We start from the raw sequence: 19,146 nt of genomic DNA, 5'->3' as shown, positions 1-19,146 counted from the left end.
GCTGCAAAAATGAGAAGGCGGTGGTAACACCGCCTTTTGCTTATCTAAAGCGATCAGGCGACCTGAACCGGAATCGCTTTTGCCTGACGTTGCAGCTCGTTATCGCCAGAGAAATAGGCGACCTTCGGGCTGTGGCTTCTGGCTTCCTCGTCGGACATCTGCACATAGGAGCAGATAATCAGTTTGTCGCCCACGCAGGCAAGGCGAGCGGCAGCGCCGTTCACGGAGATAATGCGTGAGCCTCTTTCGCCCGCAATGGCGTAGGTCGAGAAACGCTGACCGTTATCAACGTTGTAGATATCAATCGCTTCGTATTCCAGAATGCCAGCGGCATCCATAAAATCCTGATCGATGGCGCAAGAGCCTTCATAATGCAAGTCAGCCTGAGTTACTTTGACCCGGTGCAGCTTGCCTTGCAGCATGGTACGTATCATCGCTTTGTTACCTCGGTTCATACAGTCAAATCGACCTGGTGGTTATCAATCAATCTGGCCTTGCCTAACCAGGCAGCCATCAAAATCACTGCTCGTGTGCTGGCCGCGCTCAGCGGTTGCAACGTATCAGCATCGCGGATAAACAGTTCATCAGGCGTAAAGCCCGCTTCACACAGCTTGTCTGCCGCCTGTTCCAGTAAGGTGTCTATCTGGCGGTCGCCGTTGTCCAACTGTGTCGCCATGTCCATCATCACCTGATAAACATGCGGTGCTCGCTGGCGTTCTTCCGCGCTGAGATATCCATTACGTGAACTCAATGCTAAACCGTCTTTTGCACGCACGATAGGGACACCAATAATATCAATGTCATAGCCCATATCGCGGACAAGCTGCCGAATCAGCGCTAACTGCTGGTAATCTTTCTCACCAAAGCAGGCGACATCCGGCTGTACCATATTGAACAACTTACTGACGATGGTCGCAACGCCCCGAAAATGGCCAGGACGGCTGGCGCCTTCCAACATGGAAGATAGGCCTGGCACATCGACAAACGTTTGCGACTCCAGTCCATTGGGGTATATCACATCCGGGCTCGGTGCGAAAACCAGATCGGCACCGCGGCGATTCAATTTCTCGCAGTCTTCCTGCAATGTCCGGGGGTAGCGGGCTAAATCATCTGGCCGCTCAAACTGCATAGGATTGACAAAAACGCTGACAATAACGATATCGGCACGTGCTCTGGCTTCATCGACCAGCGTCATGTGCCCGTCATGCAAATTACCCATGGTGGGAACTAAAGCAATGCGTTTCCCTTCCTGACGCCAGCGACGAACCTCGCGGCGCAGCAGCAGAGGGGTTTCGATTATTAACACACTCGTACTCCTAAAAAATAGCCCGATTAACGGAATGCTCGTTTTTTAATGAAATGACTGTTCTTAATGAAACGAGTGCTCTTCTGCTGGGTAAATACCCTGTTCGACTTCTTGTGCATACAAACGCACTGCCGCGCGGATATCACCCCCGCTGGGTGCCAGAAAGTTCTTGGCAAACTTAGGCGTGTTGTCGCCGGTAATGCCGAAAGCATCATGCATGACAAGAATCTGCCCGTCGGTAACGTTGCCTGCGCCAATACCGATCACCGGAATTGACAGCGCTTCCGTTACGCGCTTGGCCAGCGCGACAGGCACGCATTCCAGCACGAGCAGCTGCGCCCCCGCTTCTTCAAGCGCAAGGGCATCGGCCAGTAGCTGATTGGCATCGCTTTCGCTCCGGCCCTGAATTTTATAGCCGCCGAAGATGTTAACGGACTGCGGCGTCAGACCCAGATGACCGCACACCGGCACGGCGCGTTCTGTCAGCATTTTTACCGTCGGGGCAAGCCAGCTTCCGCCTTCCAGCTTCACCATATTCGCACCGGCACGCATCAGTTCTGCGGCCTGGCTGAACGTTTGTTCTGGCGTGGCATAGGTCATAAAAGGCATATCGGAGAGAACCAGCGCCAGCGGTGCGCCACGGCGGACACACTGCGTGTGGTAAACGATATCGTGTGTGGTCACGGGTAATGTGGAATAGTGACCCTGTACGGTCATTCCCAGTGAGTCACCCACCAGCATCACGCGGATGCCTTGCTCGAAAAACAGGCGAGAGAAACTGGCGTCGTAAGCAGTAATCGTAGCGAATTTTCGCTGCTCTTGTTTCCATTGGCGCAAGTGGGAGATAGTCGTCGGTTTCATGACGGTCTTCCTATGTCAATAGGGCGAAGAATTGAGGGGGACATTCTAATGTAAGCCGACGTGTAGCGATATACCCGTCGCGCTTCAAGTTGCAGATGCGGAGAATTATTCGTGGTCGACTGTTCCGGTCAGCTTCTCGTCATCCCAGCGTTGATTATCCCACTTTCTATTATCCCATAGGGTCAGACCGTTGCGGTCGACATGGGTTAACCGCTGGGCGAGGGTTTCGCCGTCGGGGAACGTCAGTTCAGGGGCGATTTCTGCGAGCGGGTAGAGCATGAATTCACGATTCTTCATGTCGTAATGCGGCACGGTCAGACGTTCAGTCTGGATGACGACATCGCCGAACAGCAGAATGTCCAGATCCAACGTGCGTGGCCCCCAGCGATGTTCCTTGCGTTCGCGACCTTGTTCCAGCTCGATGGCCTGTGTGTGATCCAGCAGCGATTCGGCCGCTAATGCGGTTTCCAGTTCAACAACGGCGTTGAGATAGTCTGGCTGATCCTGCGGGCCAAGCGGGCGGCTACGATAAAATGAGGAGCAGCAAACGACGCGCGTATGTGGAATCGCATCTAGCGCAGACAATGCCGCGCGCACCTGTTGCAAAGGCTGGGCAAGATTGCTGCCCAGCGCCAGATACACGCGCGTCATTATGCTGGATCTCTACGTGCTGTTGTCGGTTTACGTGGTCGACGAGGGCGGGAACGACGATGTGGCGTCGGGCCGTCATCCAGTGATTTCAGCATGTTTTGCTGACGTGGCGGTGCGGCTACCTGAAATTCTCCCCACCACTGAGCCAAGCGCAGCAGCTCCTGATGGTTTTCGATTTCGGCACGCAGGCAAAGCAGGTCATACGCGGCGCGGAATTTAGGATGTTCCATCAGCTTATAAGCGCGTTTACCCTGACGGCGAGACAGCCGCGTTTGCAACTGCCAGATATCACGAACTAAAGAGGTAATGCGCTTAGGAATTGCCAGAGAACGGCACTGTTCATCCAGTACATCGTTCATCGCCAGCGAGAAGGCATCGAAGTAAGCCAGCCCGCTTTCCTGAGCCAGCTTTTGTGCATGCTCAACCAGCGGATACCACAGCATGGCGGAAAACAAAAACGCCGGATTGACTCGCATGTCATTTTGCAAACGCTGATCGGTATTTTTCAGTACTTGTGCAACCATGCGCTCCAGCGTGGAGTCGCCGTTTGGTGTGAAGTAGCGGCTCAGCAGCGGGAAAAGCGGTTGGAACAGCTGGTATTCACACAGCATTTTATAAGTCGGGTAGCCATAGCCTGACTGAAGCAGCTTCAGCGACTCTTCAAACATGCGCGCCGCAGGGATATCGTGCAGCAATGAGGCCAGACGAGGAATCGGCTCAGCGGTTTCCGGGCTGACCGTCATGTTCAGCTTAGCGGCGAAACGGACGGCGCGCAGCATACGCACCGGATCTTCACGGTAGCGCGTTTCGGGATCGCCAATCATACGGATGATGCCCTGACGCAGATCGTTCAGGCCATCGGTATAGTCACGTACGCTGAAATCAGAAATGCTGTAATAGAGGCTATTGATCGAGAAATCGCGGCGCTGGGCGTCTTCTTCAACGGAACCAAAAATATTGTCGCGTAACAGCATGCCGCTTTGGGCCTGCTGAGAGGAATTTTTGACTTCTTGCTGTTCCTGATGCTGTTCGTGGTGACCACGGAACGTGGCAACTTCAATCACCTCTGGCCCGAACATGATATGGGCGAGGCGGAAACGACGCCCGACCAAACGACAGTTGCGGAATAACTTGCGCACCTGATCGGGTGTGGCGTTAGTGGTGATATCAAAATCTTTCGGCTTTTTGCCCAGAAGCAGGTCGCGTACGCCGCCGCCAACCAGATAAGCCTCGTAGCCCGCTTTGTTCAGGCGATAAAGTACTTTCAGCGCGTTATCGCTGATATCGCTGCGTGAAATAGTATGTTGGTCACGCGGAATCACCGTCAGATGCTGGCGCGGTTCCTCTGATTCGACCATTTCGTTCTCACGATTCAGTACCTTACGACAAAAATTAGCAACTCGGGAAAAGATAATACACCTCGATAGTGATGGATAAATCAACGGCACAGCAAAAAATTTCCGGGAAACGTTTTTGACGTCGACCCAGTGACGGCCTGCAAATGTGACGGCCAAAGAGAGTGCGTCACTAAAAATAGCGGCTAATCATAGCTCACCAATGCCCCTTTGAGAATGCTGATGTGATCGTGGATGGGTTTATTGCCGCCTGCAACGGAACAACATCAAGGGACCAGTGCGCGACAGACCACGCCAGAAGGGCGGAAAGCGTCATCTCCTGACCGTTCTCCGGCAGTGGTTGGTTCAAGAATTGCAGTGCAGCCAGCAGCACGGGACGCGGATCGCTATTCGGTAGCGCTGGTGCATGGTTCTGCTTGGAAAGCTTATTTCCCTCGGTATTCAGCACCAGCGGCAGATGAGCATAGGTAGGGATCGCGTAGCCCAACTGCTGATAGAGCGAAATTTGCCGCACTGTTGGCTCGATAAGGTCGGCACCGCGCACGATCTCCGTAATACCCTGATCGTTATCGTCAATCACGACGGCCAGATTATAGGCAAACAGTCCGTCACGGCGGTGGATAATAAAATCTTCCTGCGCGAGTGCCGTGTCGGCATACAGCTCGCCACGCAATTTATCGTGAAAGTGAAATACCGGCGTTGTCTGGCGCAGGCGTAGCGCGGCGTTATCGGGCGGCAGGTTACGCGTCCGGCAATAACCGTCATAATGCCCGCCTAGCTGCTGGATACGGCTACGCGTACAGGTGCAGTAATAGCTCATGCCCTGCTGTTGAAGCTGCTGAAGGATCTCGCGGTAACGCGCATACCGCTGTGACTGGTACATCACCTCGCCGTCCCAATACAGACCGTAATGTTCTAATTGTGCAAGGATACGGGAGGCGGCGCCGGAAATTTCCCGTGGCGGATCGATGTCTTCAATGCGTACCAGCCAGCGCCCTTGTTGGGAACGAGCTTGCAGATAACTACCGAGTGCGGCGATCAGTGAGCCAAAATGCAGGTCACCAGAAGGAGAGGGAGCAAAACGCCCGACGTAACGATGCGTTTTGGTGAAACCAGTTGTTCCAGACATAAGAGGTTGGTGCTATCTCGTCAGCGTTTTATCCAGACAGAAGATAGGGTGATGAACATCATTCATCAGCGGTAGAGTTCCTGAAGTCGGCCCCCGCGACGGGCAGGAGCCGATTCTGGACAGGAAAATTAGCCTGCCATTTGCTTTTCGCGTATCTCTGCCAACGTTTTGCAGTCGATACACAGATCGGCGGTCGGACGGGCTTCCAGACGGCGGATGCCAATCTCGACGCCACAGGATTCACAGAATCCGAAATCCTCATCTTCGATTTTCACCAGCGTTTTGGCGATTTTCTTGATCAGCTTGCGCTCACGGTCACGGTTACGCAGTTCGAGACTGAACTCTTCTTCCTGCGCTGCGCGATCCACGGGATCGGGGAAATTAGCGGCTTCATCGCGCATGTGCGATACCGTACGATCCACTTCATCCATGAGTTGGTTGCGCCATGCTTCAAGAATACGCTTGAAATGAGCCAGCTGAGCGTCGTTCATATACTCTTCGCCCGGCTTCTCCTGGTACGGCTCTACTCCGGCAATTGCGAGAATGCTCAGAGAAGATGTCTTACGGTTTTGCCCTTCTTGCATGTTGCTTCTCCTACATAACACGACACGCATAATACCCTTTTATGCAGTGAAGTTGCGGCGTTGTTGGCCATAACTTCAGCTATCTGGGTATATCGGCCCCCAAAGGGGGAAAAAACAGGCCGCTATAAATAGCAGATGAAGATGGGGTTGGCAATGCTTCCTGACACCGGCCTGATAAAGTGTGAGGAACAACCTGCTTACATTAAATAATAAACAATGTGTTACGCCTTTGGTGGTACGTTCGGCGTGTTATGCAATGCTTGTACGTCATCCCAACAACGGTAGCTTATGCGTCAATTTAATACCATCAGGGCATAATGTGGAGCCGTAACATAAAATTTCAACCCCAGCCTGCTGTGCTTCGATAAATAATTCCGCATAGCGTGAATCAATATGCCGGGCGGGAGAAACCTGCTGGATACCTGAATGGAGAACGGCGAAAAAAAGGACTGCACGTTTTCCATTGGAAACCATCTGTTGCAGCTCGCGCAGATGCTTTTGCCCTCTGAGTGTAACCGCATCCGGAAAGTAACCACATTCATGTTGCAATAATGTGACAGATTTCACCTCAATATAGCAGTCAATCCTGTCCGGCGCCTGTAAAAGCAGGTCGACTCGGCTATTTTCCGTACCGTATTTTACTTCCGTTTTTACGTCCGGGTAGCCTGCTAGCTCTTCTATGCGATTTTCCAATAAGGCTTCGTACAATAATGTGTTGGCACGCAGAGTATTGACACAAATCCAGTGATTTTGTTGCGTTTCAGTCAGTTCCCAGCTCTGGGCATATTTGCGCTTGGGGTTATCCGACGTGGAGTACCAGACGGTATCGCCGGGCGTGGCGCAGCCTGTCATCGCACCGGTATTGGCACAATGCAGCGTGAGCGTCTCGCCTTCTGGGGTTACGACATCGGCCAAAAAGCGTTTGTAACGTTTAATCAACCGGGCGGGTTGTAAGCGTGGGGTATAGTCCATGCGTATCCTGTTTTTTGTTTATCCACTCGACTACTTATTTAATAAATGACCAGCTTTCCAACTGCTGATAGCGGGTTTTGCCATTATCGAAAAGTGACTCGTAAAGTGAAAAGTGCGTCATGTCGAACTGCCAGCTAAAGGTGGCGGGGGGAATCGCAACGGGGCGAGTTGCGCCACGTAATAGCGTAATGTGCGGATGAAACGGCAAGGCCGTTTGATAGCAGCCGTTGCGTGCGGCCTGAGAACGCAGCAGTTCCGCCAACTGTAACAGCCCGCGCGGTGCACGACGGCAGCCCAGCCAGACCACGCCGGGATGCGGCCAGTGTCCGGCGTCATTCAGCGTAAGGGAAAAAGCGGGTTGACGGATGCGACCCGCCAGTGTCTGTAAGACCTGCGCTTTTTGCTCGCTGACATCGCCCAAAAACGCCAGCGTCAGATGAAGATTGGCGGCGGCGACCGGACGACCCGCTTCCAGAGGGAAGTGTTCGGCACGCCAGCGGATAATCTCTTGCTGTGTGGTTTCCGGGAATGATAAGGCAAAAAACAGGCGGCGGGTGGCTGACATGGCGATCTCTCTGTTCTGATTCCATCAGATGCTACATTCATCCAGATGCTACAATGCTCGCCGCTGAAAGTTAACCTTATACGGAGAAGCCTGTGATTTTACCGCCCGTCAGCGCCGTGCTGGATGATGTTATAACGGCGCTACATAACGCGCCTCAGGTGCTGCTCAATGCGCCAACAGGGGCGGGGAAATCAACCTGGCTGCCGTTGCAGTTGCTGCAACAGGGTCAATTGAATGGGCGCATTATCATGCTGGAGCCACGTCGTCTGGCGGCGAAGAGCGTGGCCTGGCGGCTGGCGCAGCAGCTGGGTGAAGAACCGGGGCAAACCATCGGTTATCGCATGCGGTCGGAAAGCTGTGTGAGTGACGCAACGAGGCTGGAAGTCGTCACTGAAGGCATGCTGACTCGTTTGCTGCAACAAGATGCGGAACTGCAAGGCGTGGCGCTGATCATCCTTGATGAATTTCACGAGCGCAGCGTGCAGGCCGATTTGGCATTGGCGCTGTTGCTCGATGTGCAACAAGGGCTGCGTGAAGACTTAAAACTGCTGATTATGTCCGCCACGCTCGACAATGCACGGCTGGCGACGCTGCTGCCGGAAGCCGTCTGCGTGGTTTCCGAAGGTCGCAGCTATCCAGTTGAGCGGTGTTATGCGCCGCTGAATAATCAGGAGCGTTTAGAAGAAGGCGTTGCGCGACAGGTACGGCGTTTGCTCAGTGAAGAAGCTGGTTCGCTGCTGCTGTTTTTACCCGGCGTCGCGGAGATTCGCCGTGTGCAGGCGCTGCTGGAAAATAGCGTGTCGAGCGAGACAGATCTTTGTCCTTTATATGGTGCATTGACGCTGGCGGAGCAGCAAAAGGCGATTCTGCCCGCGGAACCGGGCCGTCGTAAGGTGGTGTTAGCCACCAATATTGCTGAAACCAGCCTGACGATTGAAGGGATCCGGCTGGTGATGGATAGCGGCCTTGAGCGCGTAGCCAGCTTTGATGTGAAAAGCGGTGTCACCCGACTGATGACGCAGCGAATCAGTCAGGCGTCGATGGTGCAGCGCGCCGGGCGTGCTGGACGTTTAAGCCCCGGCATATGCTGGCATCTGTGCTCGCGTGAACAAGCAGAGCGCGCGGCGGTGCAAAGTGAAGCCGAGATATTGAACAGTGATTTAAGCAGCCTTTGGCTGGATTTATTACAGTGGGGCTGCACTGATGTGACGCAGTTAACCTGGCTGGATACGCCGCCAGCCCCTGCGCTTTATGCTGCACGTCAACTGCTGCGCCAGCTTGGTATCACCGATGAGCAGGATAGGTTAACCGCCGAGGGGCGGAAAATAGCCGCGTTAGGCTGCGATGCCCGACTGGCGACGATGCTGTATACCGCATCACAGCAAAGTTCAGATGCGTTGGCCACGGCTGGATGTCTGGCGGCGATACTCGAAGAGCCGCCACGTAGCGGGTCGATCAATCTGGCTGATTGGTTGCATCGCCCATTGCCGCACTGGTTACGGCGGGCAAAACAGCTGACGCGTCGTTTATCGACGACCTCAGGACGCATTGACGGCGGGGAAGCCGACTGGCTGTTGGCGCAGGCTTTCCCCGACCGCATCGCCCGGCGGCGTAGTCAGGATGGGCGCTACCAGCTTGCTAACGGCAGCGGCGCGATGATGTCGCCTGATGAGGCGCTGTCAGGCACCGAGTGGTTGCTGACCCCGGCGTTGCTACAGAACGATCGATTAGTGCAAAACAAGCAAAGCGCAGAGGCACGGATCCTGCTGGCGTTGCCGCTGGATATTGAACGGCTGGAACGGCGGCTACCCGGATTAATAAATGAACGTAACGTGGTGCACTGGGACGAAGAAAAGGGTACTCTGCGCGCCAGCCAGCGCGACCAGATAGGTTGTCTGACTCTGCGAACGCGTCCGCTGAATAAGCCATCCGATGAGGCACTACAGCAGGCGATGTTATCCTGGATTCGGGAGCAGGGGATGGATGCATTAAACTGGGATGCTGCAGCGTTGCAGCTACGCGCCCGGCTACAGTGTGCGCACCAGTGGTTGCCGGAAGTTGACTGGCCGCGAGTGGACGATGAAGCGCTGCTGGCAACGCTGGAAGTCTGGTTACTGCCGTCACTTGCTGGCGTGCGTGATTTACGGGCGCTGCACCAAATTAATTTGAGTGATGCGCTGCTGCGACTGTTGGACTGGTCGCTGCGCCAGCGGCTGGATAGCGCATTGCCCACGCACTATACGGTTCCCGGCGGCAGTCGCTTGCCTATCGCCTATTATGACGATAAGCCACCGGTGCTGTCGGTGCGGATGCAGGAAATGTTTGGTGAGCAGCAGAGCCCACTGCTGGCGGAAGGGCGTGTGGCGCTGGTATTGGAACTTTTGTCACCCGCACAGCGTCCACTACAGATTACGCGAGATTTAGCGGCATTCTGGCAAGGCACCTACCGCGACGTGCAAAAAGAGATGAAGGGGCGTTACCCCAAGCATGTCTGGCCGGACGATCCGGCAAATACGGCTCCGACGAGACGTACCAAGAAATATCAGAATCACTAATTTCAGACGTTTCCGCTTTCCCAAAAAAGGGGCTGGAAACAGAGTAGGCGGCTTGAGCGCAGAGCAGATAGCCGTGAACAACCTGATGGAGAAGTTATTGTAATGTCTCGGGATGACCGCGAACCTATCGGGCGCAAAGGGAGAGCGCCAAAACGTAAGCCTGAACGTAAGCAGGCCATACGACGTCGCAGGGATGACGACTATGATGATGAAGACTATGACGATTATCAGGACGACTATGACGACGATGATGATTACGACGGCGATGACACCATGACGCGTAAATCGCAGAGAAGACGGCGCTGGCTGGGGCTGGCGATCAAGCTGTTCCTGATCTTTGCCGTAGCGATGGCGATCTATGGCGTATACCTCGACAGCCAGATCCGTAGCCGTATTGAAGGCAAAGTCTGGCAATTGCCGGCCGCCGTCTATGGCCGCATGGTTAACCTTGAGCCGGGCATGGCCTATAGCCAGAAAGAGATGATCAGTCTGCTGGAAGGCATGCAATACCGTCAGGTGAGCCGCATTACCCGTCCGGGTGAATTCAGCGTGCGTGGCAACAGCATCGATATGCTGCGCCGTCCGTTTGATTTCCCCGATGGAAAAGAAGGGCAGATTCAGGCGCGCCTGACGTTTGCCAACGATCGTTTGTCGCAGATCCAGAATCTGGACAACCAGCGTAACTTCGGCTTTTTCCGTCTCGATCCGAAATTGATCACCATGATGCAGTCGCCGAATGGCGAACAGCGTTTGTTCGTGCCGCGTGCTGGTTTCCCCGATCTGCTGGTTGATACACTGGTCGCGACCGAAGACCGTCATTTTTATGAGCACGATGGTATCAGCCTGTACTCCATTGGCCGTGCGTTCTTAGCGAACATCACGGCGGGGCGTGCAGTACAGGGCGGTAGTACGCTGACGCAGCAGTTGGTTAAGAACCTGTTCCTGACCAACGAGCGTTCGCTGTGGCGTAAAGCTAACGAAGCCTATATGGCGCTGATCATGGATTATCGCTACAGCAAGGATCGTATCCTTGAACTGTATCTGAACGAGGTGTACCTCGGTCAGAGCGGTAACGATCAGATCCGCGGCTTCCCGCTTGCCAGCCTGTACTACTTTGGTCGTCCGGTGAATGAACTGAGCCTCGATCAGCAGGCGTTGCTGGTGGGCATGGTGAAAGGGGCGTCGCTGTATAACCCGTGGCGTAACCCACAGATTACGTTAGAACGACGCAATCTGGTGCTGCGTCTGTTGCAGAATCAGCAGGTTATTGATGCCGATCTGTACAACATGCTGAGTGCGCGCCCGCTGGGTGTGCAGCCGAAAGGCGGCGTCATCAGTCCTCAGCCGGCGTTTATGCAACTGGTGCGTCAGGAACTGCAACAGCGGCTTGGCGACAAGGTTAACGATCTCTCCGGCGTGAAAATCTTTACCACGCTCGATCCGGTCTCGCAGGATGCGGCGGAAAAAGCGGTGGAAGTCGGGGTTCCGGCATTGCGTGCAGGCCGTAACGTCAGCGATCTGGAAGCGGCGATGGTGATTGTCGATCGCTTCAGCGGCGAAGTCCGCGCGATGGTTGGTGGTGCTCAAACGCAGTACGCCGGGTTTAACCGTGCGCTACAGGCGCGTCGTCCTGTCGGATCGTTGGCGAAGCCGCCGACCTACCTGACCGCGCTGAGCCAGCCGGACACCTATCGTCTGAATACCCTGCTGGCGGATGAACCGCTGTCGATCAAACAGCCTAACGGGCAGCTGTGGCAGCCGAAGAACTACGATCGTGAGTTCCGTGGCCGCGTCATGCTGGTTGATGCGCTGGCAAACTCGCTGAACGTGCCGACCGTCAATCTGGGGATGGCCGTGGGGCTGAATCAGATCACGGAAACGTTGAAGCGTTTAGGGATTCCTGAAAACGTGATCCAGCCTGTACCGGCGATGCTGCTGGGAGCGATCAGTCTGACGCCGATGGAAGTGGCGCAGGAATACCAAACGATCGCTAGCGGCGGCAACCGTGCACCGCTTTCCTCACTGCGTTCAGTGATTGCGGAAGACGGTACGGTGCTGTATCAGAGCTTCCCGCAGGCGGAACGCGCGGTTCCGGCGCAGGCGGCTTATCTGACGCTGTATGGCATGCAGCAGGTTGTTGAACGCGGTACGTCGCGCTCGCTGGCGGTGAAATTCCCGAATTATCATCTGGCGGCGAAAACCGGTACGACTAACGACCTGCGTGATAGCTGGTTTGCTGGGATCGACGGTAAAGAAGTGGCGATTAGCTGGGTAGGGCGCGATAACAACGGCCCGGCCAAGTTGACCGGGGCGAACGGTGCGCTGACGATTTATCGTCGCTATCTGGAGAACCAAACGCCGCTGCCGTTGATGCTGACGCCGCCGGAAGGCATTACGACTATGACGGTAGATGCCAGCGGTAACTTTATCTGCAACGGCAGCAGCGCCGGGCGCGTATTGCCGGTCTGGACGGATAATCCGCAGGCGCTGTGTCAGGCTAGCCAGCCGCAGCCTTCAGCGCAGCAGGACCAGCAAAACGGAGAAGGCGTCGCTGACTGGATCAAAGAAATGTTTGGTCAATAATCTATCGATGCTTGAACTGGTTGCCGTCTCTTAGCCATATTTTTATGCAGCCTGAGAGACGGTTTCGTGCGCTTACAATACGATTATTTTATGCTACCTCGTAGCACGCGCCCGACATAGGGGGCTACGCCAGCCCCCTATGAACCCCAGCTTTTGGCGGGAATTATGCCGCTGACGCGGTACCTTCGTCGGTATCTGGCTTAGCGGACCGCTTGCGACACGTTCCCGACGTGGCGCAAGCTTTCGCCGCGTCCTGCGGCTCATCCGAAGCCAGCTACCGCCTCAGCATAATTTTTACGCCTGACCACGGCAAAAACCGCGATACTTCTAGACTTGTGTATAAGGAACAGGATTAATTTGGGGGTATTTTTTGTGCCTGCCATTTTTCGAGAAAGGGGCATGTCCTGCCTGATACCGCTTTTCCTGCCGGAGTACTCTGGCGCTGACAGGTAAAAGTCTTGCGATTGGCATTCCGTTGCGCCTATCATGCTGCCTTTATCGTAATCATTATCGTTCTCTTTTAGATCGACGATTACGGAAATAGTGAATTCTGCTCACCCCTTTCCTTCGGTGACATTAAAAAACCAAAAGCGCTATGCAAAATCAAACTGTACTGCCTGACACCACCTTCAGACTGGATGACGTCAGCTTTTCCGTCGCCGGGCGCACGCTGCTACATCCGTTATCTATCACGTTTCCCGTGGGGAAAGTGTGTGGGCTGATCGGGCACAATGGCTCAGGCAAATCGACATTGCTGAAAATTCTGGGTCGCCATCAGTCCGCCAGCAGCGGAACCGCATTGCTGGGTGAACAGGCGACCGGAAGCTGGGACAGCAAATTGTTCGCCCGTCAGGTGGCTTATTTACCGCAGCAGCTTCCCGCTGCCGAAGGGATGACCGTGCGTGAGCTGGTCGCTGTGGGGCGCTACCCGTGGCACGGCGCATTAGGCCGTTTCGGCAGCGCCGATCGGGAAAAGGTCGAAGAAGCCATCACGCTGGTGGGATTAAAGCCGTTTGCTAACCGTCTGGTGGATAGCCTGTCCGGCGGTGAACGGCAGCGAGCCTGGCTGGCGATGACGGTGGCACAGGACAGCCGCTGCCTGCTGTTGGATGAACCGACCTCCGCACTGGATATTGCGCATCAGGTTGAGGTGCTGGCGCTGATTCAGCGTATGAGCCGCGAGCGCGGCATCACCGTCATTGCGGTGTTGCATGATATCAACATGGCTGCGCGCTACTGCGATCATCTGGTGGCGTTGCGCGGCGGAAAAATGATTGCGCAGGGTGAGCCTGTCGCGCTCATGCAAGGGGACGTGCTGGAAAATATCTACGGCATTCCCATGGGCATTCTGCCTCATCCGGCGGGTGGCGCGCCGGTCAGCTTCGTTTGTTAACTCGGTTTTCCTGCTCATGATGCCTGAACGTTTTTCTTCTCCATCCTCTCCCGATCCGCTACGCCGTCGTTTGCTGACGGCGCTGCTATTGTCCCCGCTGTTTTATTCTGCGGCGAGCCGGGGAGCCACTGCCACATTTCCCGATTTAAACCGCATTGTGGCGCTGGAGTGGTTACCTGTTGAACTGCTTCTGGCGTTGGGCATCACGCCCTTCGCGATTGCGGATAAACATAACTACAACCTGTGGGTGAAAGAGCCCGCGCTGCCTGAATCGGTGATTGATGTGGGGCTGCGTACCGAGCCCAATCTGGAATTGCTGACGCAGATTCGCCCGTCCCTGATTCTTTACTCTGAAGGCTACGGCCCTTCGGTCGCGAAAATGTCCCGTATTTCTCCGCTGCTGGGCTTTGGCTTCAGCAACGAACAGGGAAAACCGCTGACGTCGGCACAGGCCTCGGTCATGAAACTGGCCGATGCGCTAAATATGAAAGCGGCCGGAGAACGGCACCTGACAGAGCTGGCGCAGTTTCTCCAGCAGGAAAAAATCACGCTCCAGCCTTACACCCAGCGGCCTCTGTTGCTCATCACGCTGGTCGACAGCCGCCATGTGTTGGTGATCGGCAAGAACAGCCTTTTTCAGGAAGTGATGGATCATATCGGAATCGAGAATGCCTGGCGCAGCGAAACCAGCTTCTGGGGCAGTACGATTGTCGGCATTGAGAGCCTGGCAGAAATCGGCGATGCCAACGTGCTCTGCTTCGAACACGGCGATAGCGCCACACTTGACCAGCTTGAAAATAATCCGCTCTGGCAGGCCATGCCGTTTGTGCGTAACCAGCGTTTGCAACGTGTGCCAGCCGTCTGGCTGTATGGCGGAACGCTCTCGGCGATGCGCTTCTGTCGCGTACTAAATCAGGCGCTGGAGGCGAGAACACATGCCTAATTCTCTGTCCGCCGTGCACAAGCGTGCTGTGCACCCGCTGGTGCTGCCTGTTGTTTTAATCGGTTTTCTGCTGTTCGTGATTCTGGGGATGGGCAGCTACAACTTGCAGCAGCAATTGCCTGTATCGCAGTGGCTTCAGGGGCTGACACAGCCCGCCTTGAACAATATGCAGCAGCTTCTGTTTCATTACAGTTTGTTGCCACGCATGGTACTGGCGCTGCTGATTGGTGCGGGACTGGGATTGTGTGGCGTGCTGTTCCAACAGGTCTTGCGTAATCCGCTAGCTGAGCCATCAACGCTGGGGATTGCCACGGGTGCACAGCTCGGCATCACGGTGGTAACGCTATTGGCGCTGCCCGGTGGTGTATGGATCCAACAGGCCGCTGCGATGATCGGGGCGCTGGTGGTTGGCGCGCTGGTGTTTGGCGTCGCCTGGGGCAAACGGTTATCGCCGGTGACGCTGATACTGGCGGGGCTGGTGCTGAGTTTCTACTGTAGCGCGGTCAATCAACTGCTGGTGCTTTTCCATCATGAGCAGCTTCAGGGCTTGTTCCTGTGGAGCAGCGGCGTGTTGAACCAACAGGACTGGAGCAATGTGCAGTTTGTTCTCCCGCGTCTTCTGGTGTGTTTCTGTCTGGCGCTATTGTTGATTCGCCCGCTAACCCTGCTGGGGCTGGATGACGGCGTTGCACGTAACCTGGGGCTTGGGCTGTCACTGGCACGTCTGAGTGCGCTTGGGTTGGGGATTTTTCTGTGTGCCCAGTTGGTGAATGCGGCGGGCATTATCGGTTTTATCGGCCTGTTTGCGCCGCTGCTGGCGAAAATGCTGGGCGCACGGCGGTTACTTCACCGTCTTTTATTAGCGCCGTTGCTCGGGGCGTTGCTGCTCGGCGTTGCCGATCAGGGCGTTATCTGGCTGAGCCGCGTGTGGCTTGACGTCCCTACGGGGGCTGCGACGGCGTTGATTGGTGCGCCGCTGTTACTGTGGCTGCTTCCGCGCCTGCGTAATAGTGGTCAGCCCGCACTGGTCGACAGCAATAGCACGCCGACGGTTGAACGTCGCCTGTGGGGAACGTGGCTGGTACTTGGCATCACGCTGCTGGGAATGGTGGTGATTGCGGCGCTGATGTTAGGGAAAGATGCAGAGGGCTGGCAGTGGGGCGGTGGCGATGTGTTAGCGCAGTTGCTCTCATGGCGCTGGCCTCGGGTGCTGGCGGCGCTAACTGCCGGGGTGATGCTGGCGGTGGCGGGAACGCTAATACAGAAGCTGACGTGCAACCCGATGGGGAGCCCGGAAGTGCTGGGGATTAGCTCCGGTGCCTCGTTTGGCGTCATTATTTTGCTGTTCTTCATTCCCGGCAATGCCTTGGTGTGGCTGCTTCCGGCCGGTAGCGCGGGTGCGGCGTTAACGCTGCTGGTCATGGTGATTATCGCCGGTCGCGGAGGGTTCTCCACGCAGCGTATGCTGCTGGCGGGGATTGCGCTCAGTATGGCGTTCTCCACCGTGATTGCGCTTCTGTTAGCCAGTGGCGATCCGCGTATGGGAACGGTGCTGACCTGGCTGTCGGGCTCAACCTATGCGGTCGAACCGACTGACGCGATACGTACGGCGGTGATTGCGGTTCTGCTGCTGTTGATCGTCCCGCTCTGTCAGCGCTGGCTGCGTATTTTGCCACTGGGTACGACAACGGCCAGATCGCTTGGCGTAGCTGTCACGCCAGTCCGTCTGCTGGTGTTGCTGCTGGCATCGGTGCTGACCGCGATGGCAACCCTTATGGTTGGGCCGATGAGCTTTGTGGGCTTAATGGCACCGCATATGGCGCGGATGCTAGGTTTTAGCCGCGTGTTGCCGCAAATCGCCAGCTCTGCGCTGATTGGTGGGGCACTGATGGTAATTGCTGACTGGTTTGGCCGGATGATCCTCTTTCCGGCGCAGATCCCGGCAGGTTTGCTCGCGACGTTTATCGGTGCGCCTTACTTTGTTTATCTGTTACGCAAGCAGGTGAGATAACGCGGGCGTCGGCGGGGAGGGAAGCCCGCCGAAGTCGTATGATTACCCCGTGACGTTGATGGCTTCGGCCAGCATCCAGAACGTGGTAAGCACCAGAGAAAGTGCCATGATGCCGTTGAAGGCTTTCAGTTTCCACGGTTCCTGAAGATGTTTGCCGATGCGATCGCCGAGCACGGCCCACACTAGAATGCAGGGCAGATTGAGCGCCATAAAGGCGAACATTGTGGGGAAAATACCGTTGCTGGCGGTATACAGCAGCGCGATGTTGCTGGACATCAGCCAGGCTTTTGGGTTTACCGCCTGAAATAACGTCCCTTGCAGTACGGTCATCGGCTGTACTCGCCCTTGTAATTCCGGTGCTGATGAACGCACGATTTTCCACGATAGCCACAGCAGATAGACGCACCCCAGCACAGTGAGGGGCAGGCGGATCATGCTCAGCCAGCTCAGCAACAGCTCCAATGCCACGCCCATCAGCGCCGTTTGTAGCGCACAGCCAATTAAAATACCCATCAGCATCGGCAAGGTACGACGCAGGCCAAAATTGACGCCTGACGTCGCCAGCAGCAGATTATTGGGCCCCGGCGTGATCGACATGACGGTGACGTAGCTGAAAAAAGAAGGGTCGAGCATGGTGTTATCCTGATGATGGGGTGAGAACACTATGGTAGGCAGAAAAAAGAAATGGTTACAGATACACAAAATGATTATTGTTATGGGTACAAAATGCATTAATCGTTAACTGTACTCATTGGCTGGCGGGGGAACTGTGTCCATCATCGACTCACAAGAAAGTACGCTCTATCAACAGCTCGCGGAAACCTTCGCCACGGCTATTCATCAAGGAACGTTAGCGCCGGGAAGTCGCCTGCCTTCTATTCGTCGCGTTGCCGGATCGCATCAGGTAAGTGTGAACACGGTATTAAATGCCTGGCGTATTCTCGAAGATCGCGGGTTGATCGAAGCACGACCGCAGTCCGGCTACTTTGTGCGAGGACGTCTGCCGTCGCTGACGGAAAGTAAGCCCCACCGTGCGCAGGTGATTGTGCCGGGCAGTGAGCAACTGGATCTAATTGATACCGTTTTTGCTGCTCAGACGCACCCGGATTACATCAACATTTCTCTGGCGTGCCCGCAGCATGCCGATTTCTATCCGACCGAAAAGATCAGCCGTATTGCTGCTTCTTTGCTGCGGCGGCAGCCTGAACTGATTGGTCGCTATGCGTTGCCGCCAGGCAGTGAACGGTTGCGGCGTGAAGTGGCGCGGCGAGCGATGGATTTGGGTATGTCATTGACCCGCGAGGACATCACGATCACCCACGGCTGTATGGAAGCGCTACAGCTGGCGCTACGTACGGTCACGCAGCCGGGCGACTGTGTGGGCTTGGAAACGCCAACCTATTTTTATCTTTTTCCCCTGCTAGCTAGTCTGGGGCTGAAAACGGTGGAGATTCCTACCGATCCGCAACGCGGTCTCGCGCTGGATGCGCTGGAGCTGCTGCTGTCAGAACAGCGATTACAGGCGATTATCGCCATGCCAAACGCGCAGAATCCGTTAGGGTGCAGCATGACGCTGGCGGATAAAAAGCGGCTGGCAAAGCTGGTGAATGATTATCAGGTGCCGCTGATCGAGGATGGCTTATACAGCGAACTTCAGTTTACCTGGCCGCTGTCGCCGACGGTGAAAGCCTTCGATCGCGATGGCTGGGTGATCTACTGCTCCAGCTTCACGAAAACGCTGGCGCCCGATTTCCGCATTGGCTGGATGGCATCGGGTCGTTTCCGTGCCAAAGTGGCGCGGCTGAAAGCGGTATCGTCAATGGCGGAATCGGCGCTACTATCGGAAACACTGGCGCAGTTTCTGGAGTCCGGCGGTTACGATCACCATCTGCGCACGCTGCGCCGCCGCTATGCCGCGCAGATGGATGAGGCGCGCGGGCTGATTGCTCGGCATTTTCCGCAGGGGACACGCGCGACGCAGCCGCAGGGCGGTTTTGTCTTCTGGCTGGAGTTACCGGGCGGCGTGGATGGCGTTGAGCTATTTCATCGTCTGCTGCAAGAGAAGATTTGCGTCACGCCCGGCGAGCTCTATACGCTGAGCGGCCGCTGTAAGCACGCGCTTCGGCTATCGTGCTGCTACCCGTTTGATGAACGCTATACGTATGCGCTTAAGCGCGCGGGGGCGCTGGCCTGTGAGATGAGCGGTATCGAGCCGGGTAGCGCAGAGTAGTGTTATGA

At 55.7% G+C, this 19,146-nt stretch carries 16 protein-coding genes; 6 read left to right on the top strand and 10 right to left on the bottom strand.

Annotation, left to right across the window (positions count from 1 at the left end; all coding sequences use genetic code 11):
• Nucleotides 1–53 precede the first annotated feature (53 nt).
• The 9 genes from panD to thpR all read right to left on the bottom strand — a co-directional run bounded on the left by panD (nucleotide 54) and on the right by thpR (nucleotide 7,423).
• Nucleotides 54–434, bottom strand: coding sequence for an aspartate 1-decarboxylase (gene panD, locus BUB06_RS20315; RefSeq protein WP_010299570.1), 381 nt, complete (start codon nucleotides 432–434; stop codon nucleotides 54–56).
• 17 nt (nucleotides 435–451) lie between these two features.
• Nucleotides 452–1,306: a pantoate--beta-alanine ligase gene (gene panC / locus BUB06_RS20310; protein WP_010299569.1), complete on the bottom strand. Its 855-nt coding sequence runs from the start codon at nucleotides 1,304–1,306 to the stop codon at nucleotides 452–454.
• Nucleotides 1,307–1,369: 63 nt separating this feature from the next.
• Nucleotides 1,370–2,167 (bottom strand): 3-methyl-2-oxobutanoate hydroxymethyltransferase, encoded by a 798-nt coding sequence (gene panB / locus BUB06_RS20305; RefSeq protein WP_039476084.1) that lies wholly within the window; start codon nucleotides 2,165–2,167, stop codon nucleotides 1,370–1,372.
• 105 nt (nucleotides 2,168–2,272) lie between these two features.
• Nucleotides 2,273–2,818: a 2-amino-4-hydroxy-6-hydroxymethyldihydropteridine diphosphokinase gene (gene folK / locus BUB06_RS20300; RefSeq protein WP_039476081.1), complete on the bottom strand. Its 546-nt coding sequence runs from the start codon at nucleotides 2,816–2,818 to the stop codon at nucleotides 2,273–2,275.
• Entirely contained in the window at nucleotides 2,818–4,230 is a 1,413-nt protein-coding gene (gene pcnB / locus BUB06_RS20295; protein WP_203471246.1) for a polynucleotide adenylyltransferase PcnB, read from the bottom strand. Before pcnB ends, folK begins: the two co-directional genes overlap by 1 nt.
• Before the next feature lie 139 nt (nucleotides 4,231–4,369).
• Nucleotides 4,370–5,302 (bottom strand): tRNA glutamyl-Q(34) synthetase GluQRS, encoded by a 933-nt coding sequence (gene gluQRS / locus BUB06_RS20290; protein ID WP_039476079.1) that lies wholly within the window; start codon nucleotides 5,300–5,302, stop codon nucleotides 4,370–4,372.
• Nucleotides 5,303–5,430: 128 nt separating this feature from the next.
• Nucleotides 5,431–5,886 (bottom strand): RNA polymerase-binding protein DksA, encoded by a 456-nt coding sequence (gene dksA / locus BUB06_RS20285; protein WP_005969032.1) that lies wholly within the window; start codon nucleotides 5,884–5,886, stop codon nucleotides 5,431–5,433.
• A 267-nt stretch (nucleotides 5,887–6,153) separates the two neighbouring features.
• Complete coding sequence (gene sfsA, locus BUB06_RS20280; protein WP_010299558.1) at nucleotides 6,154–6,858, bottom strand: DNA/RNA nuclease SfsA; 705 nt, start codon at nucleotides 6,856–6,858, stop codon at nucleotides 6,154–6,156.
• Nucleotides 6,859–6,892: 34 nt separating this feature from the next.
• Entirely contained in the window at nucleotides 6,893–7,423 is a 531-nt protein-coding gene (thpR, locus tag BUB06_RS20275) for an RNA 2',3'-cyclic phosphodiesterase (protein WP_039476076.1), read from the bottom strand.
• A gap of 92 nt (nucleotides 7,424–7,515) precedes the next feature.
• On the opposite strand from thpR, the gene hrpB reads away from it, so the two are divergent.
• From hrpB to fhuB, 5 genes are all read left to right on the top strand, one after another.
• Nucleotides 7,516–9,978, top strand: a complete 2,463-nt coding sequence (gene hrpB, locus BUB06_RS20270; protein WP_039476074.1) for an ATP-dependent helicase HrpB — start codon at nucleotides 7,516–7,518, stop codon at nucleotides 9,976–9,978.
• A 102-nt stretch (nucleotides 9,979–10,080) separates the two neighbouring features.
• Complete coding sequence (mrcB, locus tag BUB06_RS20265) at nucleotides 10,081–12,561, top strand: bifunctional glycosyl transferase/transpeptidase (RefSeq protein ID WP_039476072.1); 2,481 nt, start codon at nucleotides 10,081–10,083, stop codon at nucleotides 12,559–12,561.
• Between the two features lie 595 nt (nucleotides 12,562–13,156).
• Nucleotides 13,157–13,954, top strand: a complete 798-nt coding sequence (gene fhuC, locus BUB06_RS20255; RefSeq protein ID WP_010299547.1) for a Fe3+-hydroxamate ABC transporter ATP-binding protein FhuC — start codon at nucleotides 13,157–13,159, stop codon at nucleotides 13,952–13,954.
• Nucleotides 13,955–13,970: 16 nt separating this feature from the next.
• The gene (gene fhuD, locus BUB06_RS20250) at nucleotides 13,971–14,897 is read left to right on the top strand and encodes a Fe(3+)-hydroxamate ABC transporter substrate-binding protein FhuD (RefSeq protein WP_039476067.1); all 927 of its coding nucleotides are present in this window, start codon (nucleotides 13,971–13,973) and stop codon (nucleotides 14,895–14,897) included.
• Entirely contained in the window at nucleotides 14,890–16,908 is a 2,019-nt protein-coding gene (gene fhuB, locus BUB06_RS20245) for a Fe(3+)-hydroxamate ABC transporter permease FhuB (RefSeq protein WP_039476065.1), read from the top strand. Before fhuD ends, fhuB begins: the two co-directional genes overlap by 8 nt.
• Before the next feature lie 42 nt (nucleotides 16,909–16,950).
• Here fhuB and BUB06_RS20240 read toward each other — a convergent pair whose 3' ends face one another.
• Nucleotides 16,951–17,541 (bottom strand): LysE family translocator, encoded by a 591-nt coding sequence (locus BUB06_RS20240; protein WP_039476063.1) that lies wholly within the window; start codon nucleotides 17,539–17,541, stop codon nucleotides 16,951–16,953.
• Between the two features lie 136 nt (nucleotides 17,542–17,677).
• Between BUB06_RS20240 and BUB06_RS20235 the strand changes: the two genes are divergently transcribed.
• On the top strand, nucleotides 17,678–19,138 hold the full coding sequence (locus BUB06_RS20235; protein ID WP_039476061.1) for an aminotransferase-like domain-containing protein: 1,461 nt from the start codon (nucleotides 17,678–17,680) through the stop codon (nucleotides 19,136–19,138).
• Nucleotides 19,139–19,146: the final 8 nt, after the last annotated feature.

The sequence above is a fragment of the Pectobacterium carotovorum genome (assembly GCF_900129615.1).
In the GTDB taxonomy this organism is placed as follows: domain Bacteria; phylum Pseudomonadota; class Gammaproteobacteria; order Enterobacterales; family Enterobacteriaceae; genus Pectobacterium; species Pectobacterium carotovorum.
Note: the sequence above shows the minus strand (reverse complement) of the source record. Positions and strands in the feature narration are given on the sequence as shown.

What these genes read in the sequence shown, in the direction of transcription:
- panD (WP_010299570.1), bottom strand. Translation starts at nt 434, where the DNA reads ATGATACGTACCATGCTGCAAGGCAAGCTGCACCGGGTCAAAGTAACT.
- panB (WP_039476084.1), bottom strand. Translation starts at nt 2,167, where the DNA reads ATGAAACCGACGACTATCTCCCACTTGCGCCAATGGAAACAAGAGCAG.
- folK (WP_039476081.1), bottom strand. Translation starts at nt 2,818, where the DNA reads ATGACGCGCGTGTATCTGGCGCTGGGCAGCAATCTTGCCCAGCCTTTG.
- gluQRS (WP_039476079.1), bottom strand. Translation starts at nt 5,302, where the DNA reads ATGTCTGGAACAACTGGTTTCACCAAAACGCATCGTTACGTCGGGCGT.
- dksA (WP_005969032.1), bottom strand. Translation starts at nt 5,886, where the DNA reads ATGCAAGAAGGGCAAAACCGTAAGACATCTTCTCTGAGCATTCTCGCA.
- sfsA (WP_010299558.1), bottom strand. Translation starts at nt 6,858, where the DNA reads ATGGACTATACCCCACGCTTACAACCCGCCCGGTTGATTAAACGTTAC.
- thpR (WP_039476076.1), bottom strand. Translation starts at nt 7,423, where the DNA reads ATGTCAGCCACCCGCCGCCTGTTTTTTGCCTTATCATTCCCGGAAACC.
- mrcB (WP_039476072.1), top strand. Translation starts at nt 10,081, where the DNA reads ATGTCTCGGGATGACCGCGAACCTATCGGGCGCAAAGGGAGAGCGCCA.
- fhuC (WP_010299547.1), top strand. Translation starts at nt 13,157, where the DNA reads ATGCAAAATCAAACTGTACTGCCTGACACCACCTTCAGACTGGATGAC.
- fhuD (WP_039476067.1), top strand. Translation starts at nt 13,971, where the DNA reads ATGATGCCTGAACGTTTTTCTTCTCCATCCTCTCCCGATCCGCTACGC.
- fhuB (WP_039476065.1), top strand. Translation starts at nt 14,890, where the DNA reads ATGCCTAATTCTCTGTCCGCCGTGCACAAGCGTGCTGTGCACCCGCTG.
- BUB06_RS20240 (WP_039476063.1), bottom strand. Translation starts at nt 17,541, where the DNA reads ATGCTCGACCCTTCTTTTTTCAGCTACGTCACCGTCATGTCGATCACG.